The 25,163-nt window shown below is 40.7% G+C and carries 19 protein-coding genes; 6 read left to right on the forward strand and 13 right to left on the reverse strand.

All coding sequences use genetic code 11. The features are described from left to right. Positions 1–130: 130 nt before the first annotated feature. The 3 genes from TY03_RS00415 to miaB form a co-directional block, all read right to left on the reverse strand. Positions 131–1,138: a FecR family protein gene (locus TY03_RS00415; protein ID WP_042366343.1), complete on the reverse strand. Its 1,008-nt coding sequence runs from the start codon at positions 1,136–1,138 to the stop codon at positions 131–133. Between the two features lie 431 nt (positions 1,139–1,569). Continuing rightward, positions 1,570–2,118, reverse strand: a complete 549-nt coding sequence (locus tag TY03_RS00420) for an RNA polymerase sigma-70 factor (protein ID WP_042366344.1) — start codon at positions 2,116–2,118, stop codon at positions 1,570–1,572. 247 nt (positions 2,119–2,365) lie between these two features. After that, positions 2,366–3,733: a tRNA (N6-isopentenyl adenosine(37)-C2)-methylthiotransferase MiaB gene (gene miaB, locus TY03_RS00425; protein ID WP_042366345.1), complete on the reverse strand. Its 1,368-nt coding sequence runs from the start codon at positions 3,731–3,733 to the stop codon at positions 2,366–2,368. 332 nt (positions 3,734–4,065) lie between these two features. Here miaB and TY03_RS00430 point away from each other — a divergent pair, with 332 nt between their 5' ends. Continuing rightward, positions 4,066–4,422 carry a hypothetical protein gene (locus TY03_RS00430; RefSeq protein WP_042366346.1) on the forward strand — a complete coding sequence of 119 codons (357 nt, stop codon included), beginning with the start codon at positions 4,066–4,068 and terminating at the stop codon, positions 4,420–4,422. A gap of 32 nt (positions 4,423–4,454) precedes the next feature. Then, positions 4,455–5,954: an acetyl-CoA hydrolase/transferase family protein gene (locus TY03_RS00435; RefSeq protein WP_042366348.1), complete on the forward strand. Its 1,500-nt coding sequence runs from the start codon at positions 4,455–4,457 to the stop codon at positions 5,952–5,954. 83 nt (positions 5,955–6,037) lie between these two features. On the opposite strand, the gene dacB is transcribed toward TY03_RS00435, so the two are convergent. From dacB to TY03_RS00450, 3 genes are read right to left on the reverse strand one after another with little or no spacing between them, the layout of a single operon-like run. Then, a complete protein-coding gene (gene dacB / locus TY03_RS00440) occupies positions 6,038–7,444 on the reverse strand; it encodes a D-alanyl-D-alanine carboxypeptidase/D-alanyl-D-alanine endopeptidase (RefSeq protein WP_042366350.1) in 1,407 nt (468 codons plus the stop codon). After that, on the reverse strand, positions 7,441–8,799 hold the full coding sequence (lpdA, locus tag TY03_RS00445; RefSeq protein ID WP_042366352.1) for a dihydrolipoyl dehydrogenase: 1,359 nt from the start codon (positions 8,797–8,799) through the stop codon (positions 7,441–7,443). The genes dacB and lpdA overlap by 4 nt, the downstream gene beginning before the upstream one ends. Then, positions 8,796–9,200, reverse strand: a complete 405-nt coding sequence (locus tag TY03_RS00450; RefSeq protein ID WP_042366354.1) for a PH domain-containing protein — start codon at positions 9,198–9,200, stop codon at positions 8,796–8,798. Before TY03_RS00450 ends, lpdA begins: the two co-directional genes overlap by 4 nt. Positions 9,201–9,306: 106 nt before the next feature. Here TY03_RS00450 and nadB point away from each other — a divergent pair, with 106 nt between their 5' ends. Beyond that, positions 9,307–10,878 (forward strand): L-aspartate oxidase, encoded by a 1,572-nt coding sequence (gene nadB / locus TY03_RS00455; RefSeq protein WP_042367214.1) that lies wholly within the window; start codon positions 9,307–9,309, stop codon positions 10,876–10,878. 139 nt (positions 10,879–11,017) lie between these two features. Here nadB and rbr read toward each other — a convergent pair whose 3' ends face one another. Continuing rightward, the gene (gene rbr / locus TY03_RS00460) at positions 11,018–11,596 is read right to left on the reverse strand and encodes a rubrerythrin (RefSeq protein ID WP_042366356.1); all 579 of its coding nucleotides are present in this window, start codon (positions 11,594–11,596) and stop codon (positions 11,018–11,020) included. Positions 11,597–11,847: 251 nt separating this feature from the next. Between rbr and TY03_RS00465 the strand changes: the two genes are divergently transcribed. Then, a complete protein-coding gene (locus TY03_RS00465; RefSeq protein ID WP_042366358.1) occupies positions 11,848–13,542 on the forward strand; it encodes a SulP family inorganic anion transporter in 1,695 nt (564 codons plus the stop codon). A 132-nt stretch (positions 13,543–13,674) separates the two neighbouring features. Here TY03_RS00465 and TY03_RS00470 read toward each other — a convergent pair whose 3' ends face one another. Further along, complete coding sequence (locus TY03_RS00470; protein ID WP_042366360.1) at positions 13,675–14,448, reverse strand: radical SAM protein; 774 nt, start codon at positions 14,446–14,448, stop codon at positions 13,675–13,677. A gap of 34 nt (positions 14,449–14,482) precedes the next feature. Continuing rightward, on the reverse strand, positions 14,483–16,513 hold the full coding sequence (locus TY03_RS00475) for a helix-hairpin-helix domain-containing protein (RefSeq protein ID WP_042366362.1): 2,031 nt from the start codon (positions 16,511–16,513) through the stop codon (positions 14,483–14,485). A gap of 95 nt (positions 16,514–16,608) precedes the next feature. On the opposite strand from TY03_RS00475, the gene TY03_RS00480 reads away from it, so the two are divergent. Continuing rightward, on the forward strand, positions 16,609–17,211 hold the full coding sequence (locus TY03_RS00480) for a DUF4294 domain-containing protein (protein WP_042366364.1): 603 nt from the start codon (positions 16,609–16,611) through the stop codon (positions 17,209–17,211). A gap of 1 nt (position 17,212) precedes the next feature. Here TY03_RS00480 and TY03_RS21365 read toward each other — a convergent pair whose 3' ends face one another. The 3 genes from TY03_RS21365 to TY03_RS00495 all read right to left on the reverse strand — a co-directional run bounded on the left by TY03_RS21365 (position 17,213) and on the right by TY03_RS00495 (position 21,699). Beyond that, positions 17,213–19,972 carry a hybrid sensor histidine kinase/response regulator gene (locus tag TY03_RS21365; RefSeq protein WP_052332351.1) on the reverse strand — a complete coding sequence of 920 codons (2,760 nt, stop codon included), beginning with the start codon at positions 19,970–19,972 and terminating at the stop codon, positions 17,213–17,215. 314 nt (positions 19,973–20,286) lie between these two features. Then, positions 20,287–21,132, reverse strand: a complete 846-nt coding sequence (locus TY03_RS00490) for a helix-turn-helix domain-containing protein (RefSeq protein ID WP_042366366.1) — start codon at positions 21,130–21,132, stop codon at positions 20,287–20,289. 33 nt (positions 21,133–21,165) lie between these two features. After that, positions 21,166–21,699 carry an RNA methyltransferase gene (locus tag TY03_RS00495; RefSeq protein ID WP_042367218.1) on the reverse strand — a complete coding sequence of 178 codons (534 nt, stop codon included), beginning with the start codon at positions 21,697–21,699 and terminating at the stop codon, positions 21,166–21,168. Positions 21,700–22,191: 492 nt separating this feature from the next. Between TY03_RS00495 and nadA the strand changes: the two genes are divergently transcribed. Beyond that, on the forward strand, positions 22,192–23,130 hold the full coding sequence (gene nadA, locus TY03_RS00500; RefSeq protein ID WP_042366369.1) for a quinolinate synthase NadA: 939 nt from the start codon (positions 22,192–22,194) through the stop codon (positions 23,128–23,130). A 433-nt stretch (positions 23,131–23,563) separates the two neighbouring features. On the opposite strand, the gene TY03_RS00505 is transcribed toward nadA, so the two are convergent. Then, on the reverse strand, positions 23,564–25,093 hold the full coding sequence (locus tag TY03_RS00505) for an arylsulfatase (protein WP_042366371.1): 1,530 nt from the start codon (positions 25,091–25,093) through the stop codon (positions 23,564–23,566). Positions 25,094–25,163: the final 70 nt, after the last annotated feature.

A 25,163-nucleotide genomic window follows, 5' to 3' on the forward strand; every position in this document is an offset into this window, starting at 1 on the left:
TCTGACTTCTGTTAATTGAATTTTAATGGAAAAGGATACAACCATATAGCGTTGTGTCCTTTTTTTGGTGTTTTTCATTTCTATCTTCCACATAAGCCTTTGTTTTATTGATTAATAAATACGATTTATTTTACTGTGCGGATATTATTAATTCATTTTGCTCATTAAAAGTATAATCCATCGGATGAATACGATCCATAATGCGCATAACCTCTTCTAAAGACTCTTTTTGTAATTTAAATGTATAAAGATATTTGTCGGACAGCCGTGGATCAAGCGATATTTTGATATTATACCATTTCGACAAAAACTTACAGATAACTCCCAACGATTGTTTTTCGAAAGTCAACATATCCTTAGCCCATGAAGACTCAAAATCAACATTACTTTTTTCCACCATAAGCTGATTGCTGTTTTTATTATAAGTAGCCATTTCTCCTGGTTGTAAAAAGCGTTTTTCTATACTAGTTTCTAAGGCTACCGAACCTTCAATCAGACTAACAAATGTATTTCCCGATTCAGGAAATGATTCTATATTAAACTTGGTACCATGAACTATTACTTTCATTCCTTCCGTCTGAACAATAAAAGGCTTCTCTTTGTCGTGTGCGACGTCAAAATAAGCTTCTCCCGTCAAATTAATCTGCCGGTATTTCCAATCATAATATGTATCACAGGCTAAAGACGTTTTCGAATGTAACCAAACTACTGTTCCATCGGGAAGAGTCATTTTAGATTTTCCAACAAGGTTACTATAAACTAATTCTTCTGCTTTAGGTTGACCGACTTCAATCCCTAAATAGAATGAAATAGAAAAAGTTACAACGAATGCAATACATGCAACAGCCGCATATCGGCGGACAGAGCTAACAAATGCAAAAGGCTTAGTTTTGGGTCTTGATTCGATTCGATCAACTCTTGTAGCCATCCGTTTAGACAACTCTTTCCAATAATGGTCGCTATCCGGTACATAACCCGAGGCGTTATTCTGTACTTTCTCCCATACTTGCTGCAGCTCATCAAAGACTTCCTTATTCCGGTTATCGTCCAGCCACTTCATAAGCTGCCTATCTTCTTCAACAGCTATTCGATGCTGAAGTTTTGAGATAATCAGGTCCCAAGGAATTTCTGTCTTCATATTATATGTCCATTTAACGTTCTATATTAGTATGACACAAGAATAAAGCCTACCCCTTACCGAATCATAAGTTTTTTCTCTCTTTTAACATTGTTAATCGTTATATCTTAATGCGAGATTCACCCCATACAAAAGTACGTAGTTTTTACGCCAATGAATACGTACTCATTGGCGTAAAAACTACGTACTTAACATAGCCTTAAAATAGTTCTTTTACAAACAAAGAAAAGTAAGTATATAGCTGCTTGATAAAAAACACATAACAATCAATAAATCAACGTTTTTAGTTTAATAAAATAAAAGTCAAATTACACTCTAATTCACTTTATAGTTTACGACTCATCAACCTATAGAGTCATAATCCGACAAGAATAGTTATCAATCTGTTAACTTCATTCAACCACAGCCCTTCGCAGATCTTCCTCTTTCTATTAAAAAAGGTACGTATACTGCTCGCCCAGAAAATCTTTAATACGCTTCAAGGCTTTTGTAATCTGTCCCTCCACGGTTTTGACAGAGATTTGCATCTCGTTGGCTATATGCTGATTCGAAAGATTTTCCTCCCGACTCTTTCGAAAAACCTCCTGACAGCGGTCGGGAAGGGAACAAATAGCCTCTTCTATCAACCGGGTCAGTTCTTCCATCTCTAGTGACGATGAATCAATAATCATCTGCCCATGGTCATTCACTTCATCCAGCGAAAGACTTGTTTTTCGGTCGCGCAAGCAGTTCAGGCATTTATTGCGCGCAGCACGAAACAAATATGCTTTGAGCGATATTTTCACTTCCATTTCTTGCCGATGCTCCCATACGTACAAAAAAATATCTAAGGCCAACTCTTCCGACTCCTGTCTATCATTCAAATATACGTTCATAAAGCGGCACAAAGAAGCAAAATAAGTATCAAACAGATACTTAAAAGCATGCTCATCGCCCGATTGAATTAACTTCAAAAGCAGTATGTCGTCAGTGGTATTCATAAATAGATTAATCCTTCAAGTGCAAAATTAGAATATAAATTAGACTAAAAGAAAGAAATCATTAAAATTGTAGAGAGAAAACTAAAAGATGTTATACCTCGTTTCTGGTTTTCAATTGGGATATCCACAAAGGAAGAATTGACAAATAGAGGGTTATCATAGTAAAAAACAGAGTGCTCGGAAGTTGTTTCACGCTAGTAAACAGCTTCCGAGCACTCATATTATCAAATTGGTTATTATTTAATCACTACACAGCCACTCCCTTAAGCGTTGCCGAACCAGCTTCTAAAACCTTCACCTTGACAAAGTCGCCTACTTTGTATGTACCTCGGTCGAACACAATCACCCGATTCTGTTCGGTACGGCCAAATAGCTGTTCGCGAGAACGTTTGGAAACACCCTCGACCAGTACTTCATAAACATTGCCTACACACTGGCTGTTCGATTGAAGCGAAAGGCGGGTTTGAAGTGCAATAATTTCATTCAAACGAGCTATTTTTACTTCTTCGGGCACATTATCTTCAAGATGCTTGGAAGCATACGTACCGGGACGCTCAGAGTATTTGAACATAAATGCAGAATCGTAACCGCAAATCTCCATTAAAGAAAGAGATTCCTGATGGTCTTCCTCTGTTTCGGAATGGAAACCGGAAAAAATATCAGTGGTTAATCCGCAATCGGGCACAATGCGTTTAATGGCAGCTACACGATCGAGATACCACTCACGCGTGTATTTACGATTCATCAGCTTCAAAATACGCGAGCTACCGCTTTGTACCGGAAGATGAATATGTTTACAAACATTGGCCACTTGCGCAATAACCTCAAGCGTCTCATCGGTCATATCCTTCGGATGAGAGGTGGTAAATCGGATACGTATCTGCGGTACCGATTCGGCTACCATACGAAGCAGTGTAGGGAACGTTACTACCGATCCATCGGCTTGTTCAAAAGAATAAGAGTTTACGTTCTGCCCAAGCAAAGTGATTTCTTTATACCCTTTCTTTGCAAGGTCGGATACTTCGTTCAAGATGCTTTCCACATCGCGGCTACGTTCGCGACCGCGTGTATAAGGAACAATACAGTATGTACAGAAGTTATTACAACCACGCATAATAGATACAAAACCCGAAATATGGTTGCCACAAATTCGCGAAGGAAGTACATCGCGATACGTTTCGGTAGTCGATAGCTCAACATTGATGGCTTTCTCGCCGGCTTCTACTGCTGCAATCAGTTCGGGCAGTGTCAAATAAGCATCCGGACCTACTACCAAGTCAACATGATGATGTTCAATCAAATCATCCTTAACCCGCTCGGCCATACACCCCAGTACACCTACAATCAGATGCCGCTTCTTTTTTTTCATGGAATGAAAAAATTCAAGTCGGTTTAAAATACGCTGTTCCGCATTATCGCGAATAGAACAGGTATTCATAAAAACAGCATCAGCCTCTTCAAGAGTTTCGGCTACAGAATACCCTGCCATTTGCATGACAGAGGCTATTACTTCACTATCAGCCACGTTCATTTGGCAGCCATACGTTTCGATGAACAACTTTTTGTTGTCCACAGCAGTTGCAGATTTAAAGTCCGCTCCCGTTAATTCATTCATATTTTCTATTCATTTTTAGTTTTGGGTTACAAAGATACTGCTTCAAGCCCAATAAGCTACAAAATTGACACAAAATTAACACGATAAGTAAGTAATCATCGCTTTATTCTATAATTAATGTTAATATAATAAACATTTGCATGAGTACCCTTTGGCTGTATCAATTTTATTTCACACATTTGTGGAATGAAAGAAACATTAGATTTTTTCATAGTTAAGGTTTAGGTTAAAAAAATAAGGGGAGCTGTGAAGCTGCCCTTTTTTCATTATAAATTGTTAGCACTAATCAGATTAAATGTATACCTTTGCCGAAAATATAGAACGAAACGTCTATGGAAGATATTATGCAGTTTCTAGTGATAGCGGGCATTATTGCTTTCGGGATTTACAGACAATTCAGCAAAGAAAAGAAAAAAAATGCTGAAAACGATATTCCTATGCCCATTCCTCCCCATACTACGGAACCACCTAGCCCATTGGATGTTGTGATAAAGCCATCAAGAAAACAATCTAGCAAACCTCTTCCAGTTGAGGGGGCACGCACTACAAATACTCAATCGTATTCTACTCCACTACCTTCCGAAGAGAAAAAAGAATCCGATATGAAAGATTGCGAATTTACCATTCACTCGGCAGAAGAGGCAAGGCGCGCCATTATCTGGTCTGAGATTCTTCAACGAAAATATTAATGTAAATTCTTCAACGAAAATATACTATATTTATGTCACTTCATTTTATTTCAGCAGCGGAAGCTGCAAGCCATATTAAGAATGGCTACAACATCGGTTTAAGCGGATTTACACCTGCCGGAACAGCCAAAGCAGTTACTGCAGAACTCGCCAAAATAGCCGAAGCAGAACATGCTTTAGGAAATCCATTTAAAGTAGGAATTTTTACAGGAGCTTCGACAGGAGACTCATGCGACGGTGTACTCTCTCGCGCTAAAGCCATCCGTTACCGTGCCCCTTATACTACCAATTCTGATTTCCGCAAGGCAGTAAACAATGGCGAAATTGCTTACAACGATATCCACTTGTCACAAATGGCACAAGAGGTACGTTACGGATTTATGGGAAAAGTAAACGTAGCAGTCATCGAAGCCTGTGAAGTAACTGCCGATGGTAAAATCTACCTGACAGCTGCCGGAGGTATTGCACCTACTGTTTGTCGTCTGGCAGATAAAATTATTGTCGAGCTAAACAGCGCTCACAGCAAACGCATGATGGGTATGCACGATGTATACGAACCGTTGGACCCTCCTTACCGTCGTGAAATCCCTATTTACAAACCCAGCGATCGCGCCGGATTGCCTTATATTCAGGTAGACCCTAAGAAGATCATTGGCGTGGTAGAAACAAACTGGCCGGACGAAGCTCGTGGTTTTGCCGACTCAGATCCTATTACAGATAAGATTGGAGAAAATGTAGCCGACTTCCTCGCAGCCGATATGCGTCGTGGCATCATTCCTTCTACTTTCTTGCCTCTGCAATCGGGTGTTGGTAATATTGCCAATGCAGTGTTGGGTGCACTGGGACGTGATACAACGATCCCCGCCTTCGAAATGTATACCGAAGTTATCCAGAATTCGGTTATCGACCTGATTCGTGCCGGACGTGTTAAGTTTGGTAGCGCTTGTTCGCTGACTGTAACCAACGACTGTTTGGATAGCATCTATGAAGATATGGACTTCTTCCGTGATAAACTGATTTTGCGTCCATCGGAAATTTCGAATAGCCCCGAAATCGTTCGCCGCTTAGGTATTATCTCTATCAATACAGCTATCGAAACCGACCTTTATGGTAACGTAAACTCTACACACATCGGTGGAAGCCGAATGATGAACGGTATTGGCGGATCGGGAGACTTTACACGCAACGCTTACATCTCAATCTTTACCTGCCCATCGGTAGCTAAGGATGGCAAGATTAGCTCGATCGTACCGATGGTATCTCACGAAGACCATAGCGAACACTCGGTGAATATCGTTATTACCGAACAAGGAGTAGCCGATCTTCGTGGCAAAAGCCCCAAAGAGAGAGCACAAGCCATTATTGAAAATTGTGCCCACCCCGATTACAAAGAAATGTTATGGGATTATCTCAAACTATCGGGCAATAAAACGCAGACACCTCATTGCATCCGTGCAGCTTTGGGTATGCATGCCGAGTTGGAGAAGAGTGGCGATATGAGAAATACAAACTGGGCAGATTACGCATTGTAAGACAACCGGTTTACCACATTATATATAAAGGGCACAGAGATTTCGTATTCATACAATCTCTGTGCCCTCTGTGTATTCGGCAATCAATCGACCAGCAATTCACACACTGCATCCTGAAAGGCACGTGCCTTTGCCGGCGAAAGTACATTCTGATTCATGATAACAAACGCTATATCATGTCCGTTGGAGGCTTTCAAATAACCCGCCAAAGCATTGATGCCGGTATAAGAGCCCGTCTTGGCATGCACTCTTTTATAAGCCTTACCTGCTTTCATCCGATGTTTTAGTGTGCCATCAATACCTGCTATAGGAAGAGCTTTATAGAGTTTCTGGAATAGCTCCGTTTGCGAATAAGCATAGACCAGAAAGTCAAGAAGAAGAGCCGGAGAAAGATAATCATAGCGCGATAAACCGGAACCATCGGCTATCTTATACGTATCGGGGGCATAGCCCAATTGAGTAGCCAATTTTGTTATTTCTGCAATACCGTCAGTTACTGATACGTATTTACGACCGGTAGCCTGTGCCCCCATCCTGTATAGCATGGCTTCGGCATTGAGATTGTCGCTCTCTTTCATAATCTTCTCAACGACCTCTTCTACAGGGGTTTCCCAAGAAGATACTTGTACAGAAGCACTATCTTTCCGAAACTCAGTATAGGCATAACCCTCTGTTACCGCTATTCCTTTGGATCGTAACCGATCAAGGAGCGTATGCATAAAGAAGTCTTGCGAGGAACGCACATTCACGGCATCTATTTGTGTATGTTGCACATTTCCGGCAACAGTTATGTGGTTTCCGTCCGACAGCCAGTTACGTGTAACTACAAATTTCCCCGCACCGGATGTCCGGCTTTGCGTTTGATTCGATAAGGTATAATAGGTAGATGCAGGCTTGACCGTCAAACGAGCCTTCGCACCTTGCTGTGTACTTGGAGTGGCAGTCACCGTCACAACACCTTTCTCATACATCAACGGAGATAAATAGGGCTGATAGGCAAACGGTGTATCGTCCCACAACCAACCATTACCAAAATAGAGCGAATCTTTCATGGAAACATCACCATACACCCGACCGTTAATCACCGAACAGGGCAGCGTAGCAATATCATCAACCAAAGCCATCATTCCTTTCTCACCAAACTCAGGATCAAAACCTCCCACCACATACAGATCGCCCTGTAGGGTATCGTGCTCAATCACACCTTGGTACCACAATTCCGTACGGAAAGGTTTATCCGAATCAGGCTGCGAAAGTGCTGTGATAGTAGTGAGTAGTTTCATTGTCGAAGCCGGATGAGCAAGATGCTTATCACGATACGTATAGAGTGGTTTCCGCTCCGTCAGGTCATACACCGCAATGCCTGCTTCCGATCCGGAAGGCAATAATCGGGCAATCAACGAATCAAATTTCGATGCAAGAGCTGTCTGCCCCCATACAACGGTAGAGAAGCAGACAGTTAGAAGCAGCAAACAACTCAGTTTCTTCATAAAGCCTCCCGGAAAATCTCGCTAACAGTAGGGTGGGGGAATACGATCTTTTTCCATGCAGCAGCCGTTAGCTCTAAGTCAATAGCCATAGCAGCCAACGTAATAATCTCCGATGCAGGATTGCCCAATACATGAACACCGAGCACCCGGTCATCGGCTTCGGAAAGCAATACCTTGCATACTCCGTTTACTCCTTCATTCTCAGCAACGAAACGTCCCGAGTAAGCCATCGGAAGCTTCACTACACGGTAAGCAATACCTTTGGCTTGTAAGGACTCTTCCGTTTGCCCCACACCTGCTATCTCAGGATTGGTGTATACAACACCCGGAATGGCCCGATAGCTCATGGCGTCTTCTTTACCTATTATGGTATGTACAGCCACTTCGGCCTCTCGAACGGCTGTATGAGCCAATAGGGAAAAGCCTGTTAAATCGCCACATACATACACGCCGGAAACCGAGCTTTGCATCTGCTCATCGACACGAATGGTACCTCGCTCTGTAAGTTCCAAATTCAGATTCTCAAGCCCGAAGCCTTTGGTTACCGGTCTGCGCCCAACACTCATCAATAGTCTCTGTGCAGCCACACTACCTACACCATCGGTATTTTCATAATGTACTACTACTCCTTGTACCGATTCATCGGTTGTCTGTGCAATACTTATTACTTTGGTACTTAGCAGGAACTTTATTCCTCGTTTTGCATAATCGGCACGAAGCAAAGCAGAAAGCTCTTTATCCATTCCGCCAAGTATCTCGTCCATCATTTCAACAACCGTTACATCTACGCCCAGACTATTGAAGAAAGAGGCAAACTCCATACCGATCACACCTCCTCCGACTACTACCAGTGATTCGGGTAGCTCTTTGCTGTCAAGTGCTTCGCGATGTGTCCAATAGTCAACCGTCTGAACCCCGGAAATAGGTGGAACAAATGTTTCGGAACCGGTACAAAGCAGTAGGTTTTCGCATTCATATACCTCTCCGGCACAAGTTACGTGATTCTTATCAACGATCTGTGCTTCGCCTGCCAAGATAGTTACGTTATGGGCAGTCAATTTGGCTTTCACTCCCAATACAAGTTTACGTACCACCTTTGCTTTGCGGGCAATGATTTTAGGTAGATCAAAAGAGACCTCGGGTACAATCACTGCATACTTGGAGGCATGCCTTGCTCCGTCGTAGGTTTTTGCCGAATAAAGCAGTGTTTTCGTAGGAATACATCCTTCGTTTAAGCAAACACCACCCAGGTTTTGTTTTTCAATAAGCAACACACTCAATCCGGCTTTGCCGGCAGCTTCGGCGGCTGTATAACCCGCAGGGCCACCACCAATGATAATTAGTTGATACTTCATATTCTATTTTTGGTTAATCGTTGTTCTATCAAGGCAATAAACTCCTTTTCTTTCACAGGAAGTGCGGTGGCATATTTTCCATGACCGTATTCGATCAATACATAGCGCAATATGGAGAACCGGCCAAACTTCATGGAGTGGTGAAGTGCTACCGACGTAATATCTTTCAGCGGAATGGTTCGTTTACGAATGAATCGCCCCGAGAAAAGAATTAACTGATCGTCGGTCGTAATTGTATAAGAGGTATGAATGATTCGCTCAATGACTACCACCAATAGCAACATCCATACAATAGCCAGTATAGCATGTTTACCCCAGAGAGCCATCACGGCATTGGCTCCTAAGACTAAGATCAGGAAATACTGATAGCCGGCAATGCGAGCATGGAATATTCGATTCATTTTGTCAGATTTTTGCCTGCAAGGTAGTAATTTTATGAATTAGTGACAACGAAAAGCACAATGAAAAAAGTATTTTCGTAGCTTTGCGGTAAGAAACAACATGATTATGGTTAAAAAGTTCGATTTCCTCGTTATCGGTTCCGGAATTGCAGGAATGAGTTTTGCCCTTAAAGTGGCACACAAAGGAAAAGTAGCCCTTATCTGTAAGAGCGAGTTGGAAGAGGCCAACACCTACTTTGCACAAGGAGGGGTTGCCTCTGTCACGAATCTGATGGTCGATAATTTCGACAAGCACATCGAAGACACAATGATTGCCGGCGACTGGATAAGCGATCGTGAAGCAGTAGAAAAGGTGGTACGCGAAGCACCTGCTCAAATCGAAGCACTCATCAACTGGGGAGTCGACTTTGATAAGAATGAACAAGGAGAGTTCGATTTGCATCGCGAAGGAGGCCACTCCGAGTTCCGTATCCTTCATCATAAGGATAATACCGGTGCCGAAATTCAAGACAGCCTCATCAAGGCAGTGAAGCAACACCCTAACATCACAGTGATTGAGAATCAGTTCGCTATCGAAATACTCACCCAACACCACCTCGGATTTACCGTTACCCGCCAAACTCCCGATACGGAATGTTATGGTGCATACGTACTCGATCCCTCTACAGGTAAGGTAGATACATACCTCTCAAAAGTAACGCTGATGGCAACCGGTGGTGTGGGAGCTGTTTATCAAACAACCACCAATCCGTTGGTAGCTACCGGAGATGGAATTGCAATGGTGTATCGTGCCAAAGGAACGGTGAAGGATATGGAGTTCGTACAATTTCATCCTACCGCACTGTATCATCCGGGCGATCGGCCTTCGTTCCTCATCACCGAAGCGATGCGCGGATACGGAGGAGTATTGCGTACCATGGATGGCAATGAGTTTATGCAGAAATACGATGCACGCCTTTCATTGGCACCACGCGATATAGTGGCCCGTGCCATAGATAATGAAATGAAAAATCGTGGCGACGATCATGTATACCTCGACGTAACACACAAAGACCCCGAACTAACCAAAAAGCATTTTCCCAATATCTACGAAAAGTGTCTTAGCCTGGGTATCGACATTACCAAAGACTATATTCCTGTGGCACCCTCTGCCCATTATCTATGCGGAGGTATCAAGGTTGATCTCGATGCACAGTCGTCAATCAAGCGTCTTTATGCTGCCGGCGAATGCTCTTGTACCGGACTGCATGGAGGAAATCGCCTGGCATCCAACTCGCTGATCGAAGCAGCAGTCTATGCCGATGCTGCTGCCAAACATTGTTTGGCGTTAATCGACAACTATGCATATAACGAGAATATTCCCGACTGGAATGACGAAGGTACCAGCTCGCCCGAAGAGATGGTATTGATTACACAAAGCATGAAAGAGGTAAACCAGATCATGAGCACTTATGTAGGTATCGTACGTAGCGACCTTCGCCTCAAACGGGCATGGGATCGTTTGGATATCTTATACGAGGAAACTGAGAGCCTCTTTAAACGCAGTGTAGCAACCAAAGAGATTTGTGAGCTTCGCAACATGATCAATGTAGGCTATCTCATCATGCGACAAGCCATGGAACGAAAAGAGAGTCGTGGGCTACATTATACCATCGATTATCCGCATATTTCTAAATAAAAACCTCTTTGAGGTACAATAACATAAGAGAAGGCTCCGACAAAATGTTCATTTTTATCGGAGCCTTCTCTTATATCTAACCCGATTCTATGATGCTGTTATTAATGATGCATACTTATGAACCGGTTACAATCAACGATTAGTAATTCTCTTTCTTTACCTCAAAGTAAGCTTGAGGATGCAAGCAAGCCGGACATACTTCGGGAGCCTCTTTACCTACCTGAATATAACCACAATTACGGCACTGCCATACTACTTCGCCTTCTTTAGCAAAAACCTGAGCTGTTTCAATGTTCTTGATGAACGCGCGGTATCTCTCTTCGTGTCCTTTTTCGGCCACACTGATATTACGATACATAGCAGCAATCATTGGGAAACCCTCTTCTTCGGCCACATCGGCAAAGTGAGGATAATCATGCGACCACTCTTCGTACTCGCCCGAAGCAGCTTCTTGTAAGTTTTGCAAAGTAGTTCCAATAACACCTGCCGGATAGCTGGCTGTAATTTCGACCATGCCACCTTCTAAAAACTTAAACATACGCTCTGCATGTTCTTTTTCCTGATCGGCTGTTTCGCTAAAAATAGCCGAAATTTGTTCGTAACCTTCTTTTTTAGCTTTGCTTGCGAAATAAGTATAACGCATTCTGGCTTGTGACTCTCCTGCAAATGAAGTCAACAAATTCTTCTCGGTTCTAGTTCCTTTAACACTTTTACTCATAATACAATATATTTAAATAAGGGGTTAATATGTCTGTCGTTATCTATGTTTTGTTTTACAACACAAATATAGAGAATTAGTTCGTAATAAGCTTTGCTTTCTTAATTAATAAAATCTATCACATCATTTATAAAACGTATTAAAAACAAATAAAAAACCAAATGAGACCCCCTTACGATTATTTTATGTAATTTTGCACTTTCTTTTTCAATAAGTAACCATTTAGCGAAATACATCTAATTTTAAAAAGAATGAAAGTGTTCGAATTCAGACCAAAGCTCTTCTCAGCTTTAAAAAATTACTCTAAAGAAACATTTACGGCCGATTTAATGGCCGGTATTATTGTAGGTATCGTTGCCCTCCCATTGGCCATAGCGTTTGGTATTGCATCGGGGGTATCGCCCGAGAAGGGAATCATCACGGCCATTATTGCCGGTTTTATTGTATCAATGCTCGGCGGTAGCAAAGTGCAGATTGGCGGACCTACGGGGGCATTTATCGTTATTATCTACGGCATTATTCAACAATATGGCGAAGCAGGTCTTATCGTAGCAACCCTTATGGCCGGTATTTTACTCATTCTACTGGGTGTTTTCAAGCTCGGAGCAGTAATCAAGTTTATTCCTTATCCTATTATAGTAGGGTTTACCAGCGGTATTGCGGTAACTATCTTTACAACACAGATTGCCGATGTATTCGGATTAACTTTTGGTGGCGAAAAGGTACCGGGAGATTTTGTAGGTAAATGGATGCTCTATTTTCAACACTTCGACACGATAAACTGGTGGAACACAATTATTAGTATTGTCAGTATTGCCATCATTGCGCTGACACCCCGTTTCTCAAAAAAGATACCGGGATCATTGATTGCTATTGTTGTCATTACCGGAGTGGTTTATCTCCTGAAGAGATACGGTGGTATTGATTGCATCGACACCATCGGCGATCGTTTTACAATTAAGTCCGAACTACCCGCTGCGGCAGTACCGGTATTAAACTGGGAAGCCATTAAAAACCTCTTCCCGGTAGCTATTACCATTGCCGTACTGGGGGCTATCGAATCATTGCTTTCGGCCACCGTAGCCGATGGTGTAATGGGCGATAAGCACGATTCAAACACAGAGCTGATTGCTCAGGGAGCTGCCAATCTCATCACTCCGCTATTTGGCGGTATTCCGGCTACAGGTGCCATTGCACGTACGATGACCAATATCAATAATGGGGGACGCACACCAGTAGCAGGTATTATTCATGCCATTGTGTTGTTGCTCATCCTTTTGTTCCTCATGCCACTGGCACAATATATTCCGATGGCTTGTTTGGCAGGTGTACTGGTTATTGTATCGTATAATATGAGCGAATGGCGCACATTTAAGGCGTTGCTGAAAAACCCTAAATCGGATGTTACCGTACTGCTCATTACCTTCTTCCTGACCATTATCTTTGATTTGACCATTGCCATTGAAGTAGGTTTGGTCATCGCATGTGTGCTGTTTATGAAACGTGTCATGGAAACTACTCAGATATCGGTCATCACCGATCAGATCGACCCGAATGCCGAACTGGATATTGCCGTGCACGAAGAGAGCCTGATTATTCCTAAGGATGTAGAGGTATACGAAATAGATGGTCCGTACTTCTTTGGTATCGCTACCAAATTTGAAGAAACCATGTCGCAGATAGGTGATCGACCCAAGGTACGTGTTATTCGTATGCGTAAGGTGCCGTTTATTGACTCAACGGGCATTCATAACCTGACTACCCTGTGTCGTCTGTCGCAAAAAGAAAGAATAACAATTGTACTTTCGGGAGTCAATGACAAAGTGCACGGTGTATTGGAGAAGTCGGGTTTCTATGAATTGCTCGGACAAGATAACATCTGCCCTAACATCAATGTAGCCTTGGATAGAGCCAAAGAGATTATTCACCTGCACACAGCAAAGTAATGACTTAAACTGATTCGGTATATTCTCTTTGAGTGCCGAATATACTATTCTTTATACAACAACATCCCCATGTTCTACTATGAAACATGGGGATGTTTTATAGTAGAACATCCGGGTGTTTTCTATCAAGCATTAATAAGATGCAGTAGTCGAAATACCGGCTTTCGTAAGCATAGATAATATGCGATCTAACTCTTGATGAGTAGCCTTTTGCAAATGATGTCCGGGAGTTTCGCGATCAATGGTATAAATCATCACCTGACGGGGAGCAATCTCTTTGACTGCTTCTATCCACGGAAGCACATACGCATCGGTTGTATTGTCTACATCCTTGCCTTCGTAGGTTCCCTTCATGAAGAGGGTCTGGATGATACAGTTTCCCTGAAAAGCCTTTAGGTGGTCGATAGTTTCAGAAACAGCGTATCTGCCGTTGGGTCGATCAACCCTGCGAATGTATTCTTCATCGACCGTATCGAGCTTCAAAATATTATTGTCTACTTTGTTTAATGCAGCAAATACGGCAGGACGATGGACAAACGTCGCATTGCTGAGTACACTGACCTTGGCTTGCGGAAAATAGCGGTCGCGCAAGGCTAATGTATCGTCAATAATCTCTGCAAAATGAGGATGAGCTGTCGGTTCACCATTGCCGGCAAAGGTAAATACATCGGGGGCGGGACCATGTGCCTGCATCTCTTGCAATTTAGTTTCCAACGCAATACGTACCTCTTCGCGAGTGGGCAATGGGCTGGAGGGGCGATGGTCATTGTTATAGCCACATTCGCAATAAATACAATCGAAAGAGCAAACCTTCCCGTCGGCAGGCAGCAGGTTTATTCCCAAAGAAACACCCAAACGCCGGGAATGAACCGGGCCGAAGATGGGTGAAGAAAAGATAATAGCCATTTCAATATCTGTTTTTAGTTGCCAACAAAGATACTTAAAACTTCAAACGAAGCTGCATCTGCATATCGGCTTTTTTGTTACCAGGTATCAGATCGTAGCCCGAACCAATCTCCTGCCGATCTTCGTACTGCGTTTGTCCGAGTTTAGCTATCATCATCCAGTGCTTATTGATGTCATACCGCAGATGGACAGAAAAGCGTAGTCCTTCGCCTTGAAACGAGGGTGTATAGAAAGTATAAAGCAGCCCCTTCTCGGCGATATAAACGCGGGAATCGTAATCGTCGGTTCGAAAATAACTACCCTGCAAAGTAGCTTGTAGCGGAAACCAGGGTAAGCGACAGGATATAGCCTGTGTAGCTTGATAACCGTAACCGGGCTGCTTACCTTTGGTCTGAAAACGATTGCCATCGAGTGTTGTTCGCAACGAAAACCAATGATCGGTATCATAGTTGAGCCGATAGCGCAACCGCTGTTGATAAACGGGCAGTGTCACCTCTCCCTGCGTTCCGGATACGTCGCGCTCTTTGCGTTTGTACCGATAGTTAAGATACATATTAACGCTCTTGCGAGGTGAATAAGTTGTCTGTAACATCAAATCGACTCCTTGCGACGGTTTACTGATACGGTATTTCCACCAAGGAAATGAAAAAAGATCCATAGAGGCAAAGAAGCGCCAATGCGAGAAAGGAGCCGTTTCGGCTGCCAGGTACCAACCGTTTTCATTTTGTACCTGACTACTCTCGCCAAAAGAATTGGCAAAGAAAGCCCAATAATCATGGGCATAATAACGATGAAGCAGCATTAATTGTGTACCTTGCACAGGTGTGTATTGAATTTTATGGAGCACAGCCATCCCTTTCGTGCCCATGGCCGTTTCGCCCTGAAAAGAGAGTTGATGCCATCGGTAACTATAATCGATACCCAGATTATAGAACGATGATCCGTGAAGATTATATTTAGCATAAGTTTTCAACACCGGTTCGTAAGGCCGGTTGAAAGCATAATAAATACCGGTGGCACCTATTTTAAGATTGTTGTTGCGATAGCTCAGGTTGCCTCCGGCCAGTTGCAAAGAAAAGGTCTCTCTCTTCTCTGCTTCGCTCTTACTGCGATGCAGACCCGATTTATAAATAGAGGTTATTTCGTCATTCTTGATAACTCCGTCCATCGAACGATGTGAGTAAAAAGCAGAAAGGGTGAACGATTTACTTAACGCAACGGCTGTAGCTGCTCCACGAAAGTAGTTATATTCATCGGTCGATGCATGCTTCCGAATACCGGTCGAACGAAAGGTGAAAGAAGAGAGGTAAGCAGTTTTACCCATCCAATAGTCGGTACTTATCACCAATCCTTGCCCAAAGCTAAGCCGATAATTTCCTACTGCCAATGTTTTCAATCGCCCTATGTTTTGCAGTAACAAATAAAAGGAGTAATAATCATATCCACGGGTATTATGTAACGCACCAAAAGGTTCGCCCGCATCTTTCTCGGCAGAAAATCCTACGTATAAATTGTCTTGATATCGAAATCCATAACGAAGCGAATGATAGAGGGCAGGACCGAGGTATGTTTTCTCATATCCTTTTCGGGTATAAAACGGAACGTCCATGCGAGCCAATGCTTCGTTCTTTCCATATTTCCATATATTTTTCAACGATGGTATGTATGTTTTTTTATCAATTGTACCTACCGCAACAAAAGGAAGTAAATACTGAATGGTTTGCTGATCCATTCCTTCGACCAATTGCAATTCGTAGATGGTTTGCATGGGGCCGTGGATGTATAGATAAGCCAACAGGTTTTCGATCTGTCGGTCGTTCAGAAAAGGAATGCTTTCCAACTGCTCCCGCGTGGCACTATTCAGTTGAACAGGTTGCTCCATTCGTTGAGAAAGTTCTTCGATTTCATCCGTCCAATCAATCTCTCTTTCCTCATCGTTATTAACCGATAATTCTTCCATTAACTCTTCTATAAGCACCACAGGAGTATTTTGTGCGTTATTAACAGAGGTTATCAACAGGGTGTTCATAACTGTAAAGAGACGAATAAGCCAATTATTTTTCATAGAAACAAAGCTTGTTGTGTGGGGCAAGATACTTTAAATAGGTTAACACTGCAAGTAAACGAACAATTAATAAAATAATCTTGTATTTTTGCGCTATGAAAACAAGAGTTTACACCGCATTACTAACTGGGATAACCCTCTGCCTTTCGTTTTCGCTGCATGCGCAGGAGAACGCAAATACAGGTGGTTATTTCGTACCGATGTGTGTGTATAAAGGAGATACGATTCCTTGTGTCGATCTTCCGACTGTTTATATATTCAAACCCCTGATATTTAAAACAGATAAGGAGCGAATGGAGTATTACAGACTGGTGAGAAATGTGAAAAAGGTCTATCCCATTTCGCGAGAAATTAATCGCACAATCATCGAAACATACGAATATCTCCAAACATTGCCCAACGAGAAAGCCAGACAGAAACACATCAAACGAGTAGAAAAAGGACTGAAAGAACAGTATACTCCCCGAATGAAAAAGCTCTCTTTCTCGCAAGGAAAATTATTGATAAAGCTAATCGATAGACAAAGCAATCAAAGCTCTTTCGAACTGGTAAAGGCATTTATGGGTCCGTTTAAAGCCGGATTTTATCAAACCTTTGCCAGCTTATTCGGAGCCAGTTTAAAAAAGGAGTACGATCCCGAAGGAGACGACCGAATAACCGAGCGGGTCGTGCTGTTGGTAGAGAGCGGACAGATATAGATTAGTCAAGCAGTATATTTCCATTCTCATCGACAGACAGAGTATTGAGGAGTTCACTCTTCTTTAGTGGCTTGACCAGAAATTCATTGCATCCTGCCAGAAAAGCTTCTTCTTTATCCGAATCAAAAGCATTGGCTGTGAGCGCAACAATAGCTATATCGGAATTAAACTCACGAATCTTTCGAGTGGCTTCTATGCCATTCATAACAGGCATTTTTATATCCATCAAAACAATATCAAACATTTCTTGTTGTACGGCTTCTACGGCCTGCAAACCATTTTTTACCCACGTCAAGTCATATCTTTTCAAGATAGACTGAACGAGCTGATAGTTACTCTCTTTGTCTTCGGCTACCAATACCCTAATTGTAGAGTTTAACAACGGCTTATTGATGTGAAATTTGTTTTTTAATATTATCTGCTTGTCCATTGACTCTCCCTCATAAACGATAGTTTTAACTTTGCAAGGTACCCAGATCCAAAACGTAGAACCAACACCTTCAATACTATCAAATCCGATAGACCCTCCATTAGCTTCTGTAATAGCCTTACAAATCGAAAGCCCGAGTCCAGTACCTTGCGCAAAATCATCCAACTTTTCAAACCGATGGAATACCCTGTCTTTTTTATCTTCACTAATACCGATACCACTGTCTTCAACATAAAATTTAATTCCATCGTCGAGATATTCGTAGCCCATTTTTATATATCCTTCCGGAGTATATTTTATAGAATTACTCACAAGATTGGTTAAGAGTTGCGCCAGTCTATTTTTGTCGAGTGTTACAAGGCAACTTTGATATGGATTGATCGAAATAAACTCTACCTTAAGATTCGTACATTTTACTTGCATAGTTGCAACTAATTCGTCAAAATAGATCGCTAAATCAAATTCTTTACGATCAAATTGTATTGCTCCCGATTCTATTTTAGACAAATCAAGAATATCGTCGATCAAGCGCAACAGTAACTCACTATTAGTTGATATTATTTTACCATATTCTTCTTTTTCATCTTGATCTAGACAATCTTTCATCAGATCGGAAAAACCAATTATAGCATTAAGCGGTGTACGAATCTCGTGACTCATATTGGCAAGAAAAGCTGATTTAAGATGGTCGGATTGTTCAGCTTTTACTTTCGCCTTCTGTAGCTCATCCTGAATCTGTATATGCTGAGTAATATCTTTCTGAGCACCAGTTATTAGAACAACTTGACCATTCTCTCTTTTTGCCCGCATATGACTTTCATAGTAATGATAATATTCTTCCGAATCTATTTTATATCGAAATACATTCTCTGCAGAATGCTTATTTCCTGAGAGCAATGAATAAAAAGAATCCAATTGTATCTGCACGTCGTCAGGATGTATCATCGATATATGCTGATCCAAGGTTAAGCCGTCTCCGGCAAAAGCCTTACCTTGCAAAGTATAGAACATTTTATTTCTTACATCATAGGTCCATGCTGCCACACTACCAGCTTGAAGGGCCAGTTCGAGATCTTCCTTGCTTTTTTCAAGTGCTTCTTTTTGATTATGTATTTCAGTAATATCATCCAAACGACAGACCAATCCGATAATATCTTGATTTTCATCATTTACAGGAATAAAAGTAATCTCAAACACCGTATCAGATTCTCTTTCTACTCTTTTGAGAATCTCGCCACTCTGCATTACCTGTAGTACAAGACACCCGTCGCAAGGAGAATTTCTACCGGCCAGAGTTTTATAACAAACTTCACCCTGCTTATATTTATTAATACGAGGATGACCGGTTATTGTACTGACATTTTCCCATATAACTCTATAACTTGTATCAATGTAAACCAATCCTGCATTTAAATTATTGAGTATTATTTCGTTTTTTTTATTTGTGTCTTTAACCTCTTGAATTAGACTTTCAAGTAATTTCTTTTGCTGCAATTCTTCAGCAACATTTTTTTGCGTACCCAATATATATTCTAAATTGCCCTGACTATTAAATACGGACGACATGATATTATTGAGAAATAAATCCTCGCCTGTTCGGACACTTATAAAATGAAATGTTTCATTGGCATGTGATATTTCTCCATTAAAAAATTTATTGTGTATAGCAATGAATCGATCTCGATCATCTGGATGTACAATTGTATTCTTTACAAATTCAAACGATGCCATTTCCCCAATCTCTATTTCACCATAGATAGGATAATAATTCATGTCGGATATACATAGACACCAGACACTTACATGACTAGCCTCTAAAATGAGTTTATTAGCAAAATTCAAGTATTCTAAATCGTCTAATTTTATTCTTTTTTTTTCGAGATCGTGCCGCTTGTTTTCAGATAGATACTCATTTCTGTTTTTACCTACATAATGAAAAAAACCATTGCGTAGTTCAAAAAAGCTATCTTCATCAATTTTAATTATATAAAGAGATATTCGATCATCTTCCCCTTTTTCAGTATAGCAAACAGAATAAATCACATTTTCGGCCAACTCGTCATCAATATATTCAAAATAGTGACAGCGATTTTCCAAAAGTGTTTTTTTTATATATTTTATTATAGTGATTGCCGGTTTTCTATATACTCCATCAACCATAGCAATCATTTTATCAATATGGCAACCGATAAATTTATCTGCCCGTTGCATCAAAAACAAGTAATGTTGTGGATTAATTATTTCTACAACACTCAAGTTTCTATCAAAAATAATCGTCATTATTGATTGATTAAACTGCGATAATAAATTACTATTTTGATTTTTCATCATTAAAACCAATTAACATATTATGTCGTAAAAAACTTTCGTAAAATATTAACAGCAAAAAATAATAATACAACATTGCATAGTATTTTTTTATAAAATATCTAGTTATAGTTCATCGAGTATCTCGCTGACATATATTAAAAAACATCTGTTTTATTTTGATTTTAACTCACTTCGGAAAAGTGAGCTCTACACAATGCAAAGATATAGAATATAATAATCCGATTAATTTATTGTTATACTCTATATCTTGTATATTCGAATATTTACTAATTAGATTTAGACAATTTTTCCAATCATCATGCGAAGCAGGCAAATTAATTCTTACCTTCTCTAATTTGCGAGGGAGTGGCTCCGAGGTAGCGTTTACAGTATATACTTAAGTGAGAATGGTCGGTAAAATTAAATTCGGCTATAATCGTTTTAATAGAAATCGATTTATCAAGAAGCCTTTGATGAACCCTGTCAATCATTTGTTGTTGCATCCATTTATAAGGAGAAGTTTGGAAATGGATCTTAAATAATCTTTTAAAATTAGATAGGCCATAGCCACATATCATGGCGAGTTCTTCTACATTTTTAGCCTGATTACTGTGTTTTCTTACCAAACTATAAAAGCTAATATCTTTACGAATAACCTTATAAAAGAAGCGGCATATATCATCCAAGGAATAATAATAGCGAAAAAGAATGAATAGTTCCATTTGTTTACCATGATGGAAATGTATACAACTAACTCCATCAATAAGGTATCTTGCTACCAATTCTATAGCTTCAACCATTCGTTCTTTCATATCCAAGGGGTTAAACTTGTATATTACTTTATCCAGATAGAGATCGAGGTCTTTAATTGTTAATTTATTACATATTTGTATCGCTGAAAGAAATTTTAAAATAACTACCGCAGAATCATTCATCGATGTTATCTGATAATTATATTCTTTCAATAATACTACCATTTGACCACCTTTACAAATAAGCGATTCTTGCACATTAGAATCAACAGCAATTACTCCATCTATTAAGAAAATGATATAATGATATTTCGAAGCAGGAGTCTGAATAACCTGCCCTTTGTTATACTTAAAATAATGAAATCCAAGATCATTTTCAGATACATGCAACCTACAATCCAAACAATCTTTTAGGCATGATTCATTCATTGGTAAACTATCTTATTTACAGTTTCTTACATTTTAGATATGCGCCATCTTCTTAAACAGATCCCACATCACAATACCTGCTGTTACAGAAACATTTAGTGAATGCTTGGTACCGTATTGTGGAATTTCGATGCAACCGTTCGAGTGGTTAATAACTTCCTGATGTACCCCTTTCACTTCGTTGCCCATCACAATAGCGTATTTCTTGGTCGGATCCAATTCCAGTTCATTGAGCATAATACTACCTTCGGCTTGTTCGACCGAATAAACGATATATCCCTCGTTTTTGAGGTTATCAACCGCTTCGACGGGGTTATTAACATACTTCCAATCGACTGTATACTCTGCTCCCAAGGCTGTTTTATGCATTTCGGGGTGTGGTGGAACCGCTGTTATACCGCATAAATAGATACATTCTATACGAAAAGCATCGGCCGTACGAAATACGGAACCAATGTTATGTAAACTCCGAATATCGTCCAAGACCACCACCAGAGGCAGTTTTTCGGCATCTTTAAACTCTTCTGCACTTATTCTATTCAGTTCGGTTATTTTCAATTTTCGCATCATGATGACTCTTTACGGTTTTACTGTTTACAAATGTATCAGTTGAATGTGCGACAAAGATAATGCTTTTCTTGTTAACAGACCTGTTTATAACCGTTGAAAACCTGTCGAAACAAACGGCAAAGATTTTGAAAAATAATACTTGCTTTATTCAAAATAAGCTATATGGCTTATCGTATATGAACAATCCAAATTAGTTAATAGAAATTTTCAAAGGTTACATAAACACATTTTTCAGTACTTTATCCCCTGTTTATATCCATAAAGTTTTTAACTTTGCAACTTATTAACAAGTTGTTCATAGTGTATGATAGGACACTTAGTATCAATAGATAGCCATTTTTTAGGCAGTTGATAAACCTTTCATAAGCGTTTGTCGGAGACTAATAACTTATGAAACAAGAAAAATCACTTTTATTTGCCAACACTATTAACAGCCTATCATCACTAACAAAGGATTTTTAAATTAGAAGAGAAAATAAAAAGAATATTATGAATGAACTCATAAAGGAAATTCAGAAACTGAAAAAAGAGAAGAATGCGGTGATTCTGGCACACTACTACCAGATGGGTGAGATACAGGATATCGCCGACTTTGTAGGTGATAGCTTAGCACTTGCCCAATGGGCAGCTAAAACCGAAGCCGACATGATTGTGATGTGCGGTGTTCACTTTATGGGAGAAACAGCCAAGATTCTTTGTCCCGACAAAAAAGTGTTGGTACCCGACATGGAGGCAGGGTGCTCATTGGCCGATAGTTGTCCGGCAGAGGCTTTTACGCAATTTATCAAAGAACACCCGGGACATACCGTTATCTCGTATGTAAACACAACGGCAGCTGTCAAAGCAGTGACCGATGTGGTAGTAACTTCGACCAATGCCAAGCAAATTGTCGAAAGCTTCCCCAAAGATGAGAAAATAATCTTTGGCCCCGATCGCAACCTGGGGAATTATATTAACTCAATTACGAACAGGGAGATGGTATTGTGGGATGGTGCCTGTCACGTACACGAACAGTTTTCGGTCGAAAAGATAGTGGCGTTAAAAGCTCAATATCCCGATGCTGTGGTACTGGCACACCCGGAATGCAAGAATACGGTGCTTAAGTTGGCCGACGTCATCGCTTCCACTGCTGGCCTGTTGAAATACGCAATGAACAGCAGTCAACAACGCTTCATCGTAGCTACCGAATCGGGTATCTTGCATGAGATGCAGAAGAAATGCCCCGAAAAGACCTTTATCCCTGCGCCTCCCAACGATAGCACCTGTGCCTGCAATGAGTGTAGCTTTATGCGATTGAACACCATAGAGAAGCTCTATGCCTGTTTAAAAGACGAGTCGCCGGAAATCACCGTCGATTCTGAAGTAGCTGCTAAGGCAATCAAACCGATCAAACGAATGCTTGAGATATCGGCCGAGCTGGGACTGTAAAAAGAACCCTATACTCTCTTAACAACTTATCAACAGTAGTGTTTATAAGGATAGTATGGTCTTTCCAATATTGTGAATAACCATTGTTATACTTGTTAATAAGAAAAGTAGTTTAGCTATTAATAAAAGTATTCAATAGCTGTTTATTGCTTGTTATTAAGTAGATTATCTTTTAAAATAAGCTTCTTTTAGTTATTAACAATTGATGAATTATCGGTTAATAGAGTGGTGAATAACCTATCGGCGATTGGTTTATAAATAGAGATGTTTCTTATACTATAAGCGTTTATACAGCCATTGATTTTGTAGTTATGAACAGGCTTTAAAAAAGCGCTATCTATTCTGTTTTCTCCTTATTTATATGAGAGAATCAAAATAGATAGCGCTTTTATTATTGACTTATCGCGCTTTGCCCGACTGGGGCAGAGTCAGTTTAAATACCTTTATTTGCCGGAGCTTTCTTGGGAAAGTTAGGACTATACAGCATGGTTGTTTTACGCACCACTAACTTACCATCTTTTACAAACTCTTCTCCACGTTCCGATAGATGCTTTACCATCTCTGCACGCATTTCGATCAGTTTCTTTTGATGTTTTTTGCTTGCTGATAGATTCTTCAGTTCATGCGGGTCGCTTACTAGGTCGAATAATTCTTCTTGTCCGGAATGAAATCTCCATACATATTTGATTTTACCATCGGTCAATGCGCACCAATAATTATCATTGCTATAACAGGTGGCATGTTCCATATCAATGTAACGTCTCCAGCTATCTGTTTTTCCTTCCATCAAACTCAGTAAAGAAGCACCGTTCATATCATTGGGTACAGATGCTCCGGCTACCTCTAAAAAGGTAGGTAGGATGTCTCTCAATTCGACGGGTTGCGTGAGTTTGGTTCCTTTTTCAAATTTATATTTTGCCGGCCATTTAACTACATAAGGAATGTGTACCGAACCCTCATAAGGATATGTTTTGCGCCAATGGTGATGATCGCCCATCATATCGCCATGATCGGATACATAACATATTAAAGCGTCGTCATACATTCCTTTGTCTTTAAGTGTTTGGATTATTTTACCTATTTCTTCATCAATAAACGTTACATTCGCATAATAATGACGTCGAGAGTTCTTAACATATTCTTCACCGAAATTTCCAAACGGAGCATCTTTTGCAGCTTTAGTAGGGTCGATCGGTTTGGCCCATTCTCCACACCATTCGCCTATATATGGAGCTGGAATGTCACGATTTTGGTATAAATCAAGCAATCGTTGCGGTGGATCGTAAGGGCTGTGGGGACGTGCAAAAGATACTTTTAAAAACAGAGGCTTTTGATCATTGTTATAATTGCGAATGAGTTCGCAAGCTGTTTCGCCTGTCCAGGCGGTAGGATGTAGTCGTTCGTCCAGTTTATACAAGCCGGCTTGGTGGTCGTTCCATCCAATGCCTGTAGCATCGGGGTCGACACCCGGAGCCTGTAACTGAAACCATTCACGGTAATCGCTGATAAAGTCGGGAGACTCTGATCGTCCACTTTCGTCTACCAATACGGTCTGAAAGCCATGAAGTGCTTTTTGTGGGTACCAGTGCATTTTACCAATACCGAATGTATAATAATTAAGATCGCTCAACATTTGTGGCATTTCATGCTTATAGCCATTACCTATCCGACCGTATCCCAACATACCATGGTGCCAGGGAGAGCATCCGGTCAATAATCCGGCACGGGCAGGTGTACTGCTTGGTGCCGAAGAATAACCATTAAGAAATAACGTGCCGTCTTTTGCCAGTGCATCGATAGAAGGAGAAATAACAGCCGGGTTTCCCATGCAGTTTAATGCATCTCCCCGATGCTGGTCTGAAACAATAAGGATAATGTGTGTTTGTGCACTGAGCTGATGTGGAAAGATACTTGCTCCGACGAGAGTAGCTAAGGAGCCTTTTAGCAATAGTTGTGTATTCATATCGAAAATATTATAAAAAAAATACGTTCATCAACCAATGAATAATAGGAAGATGAACGTAAAAGTCATT

This window comes from Bacteroides neonati, assembly GCF_000499785.1.
Taxonomy (GTDB): domain Bacteria; phylum Bacteroidota; class Bacteroidia; order Bacteroidales; family Bacteroidaceae; genus Bacteroides; species Bacteroides neonati.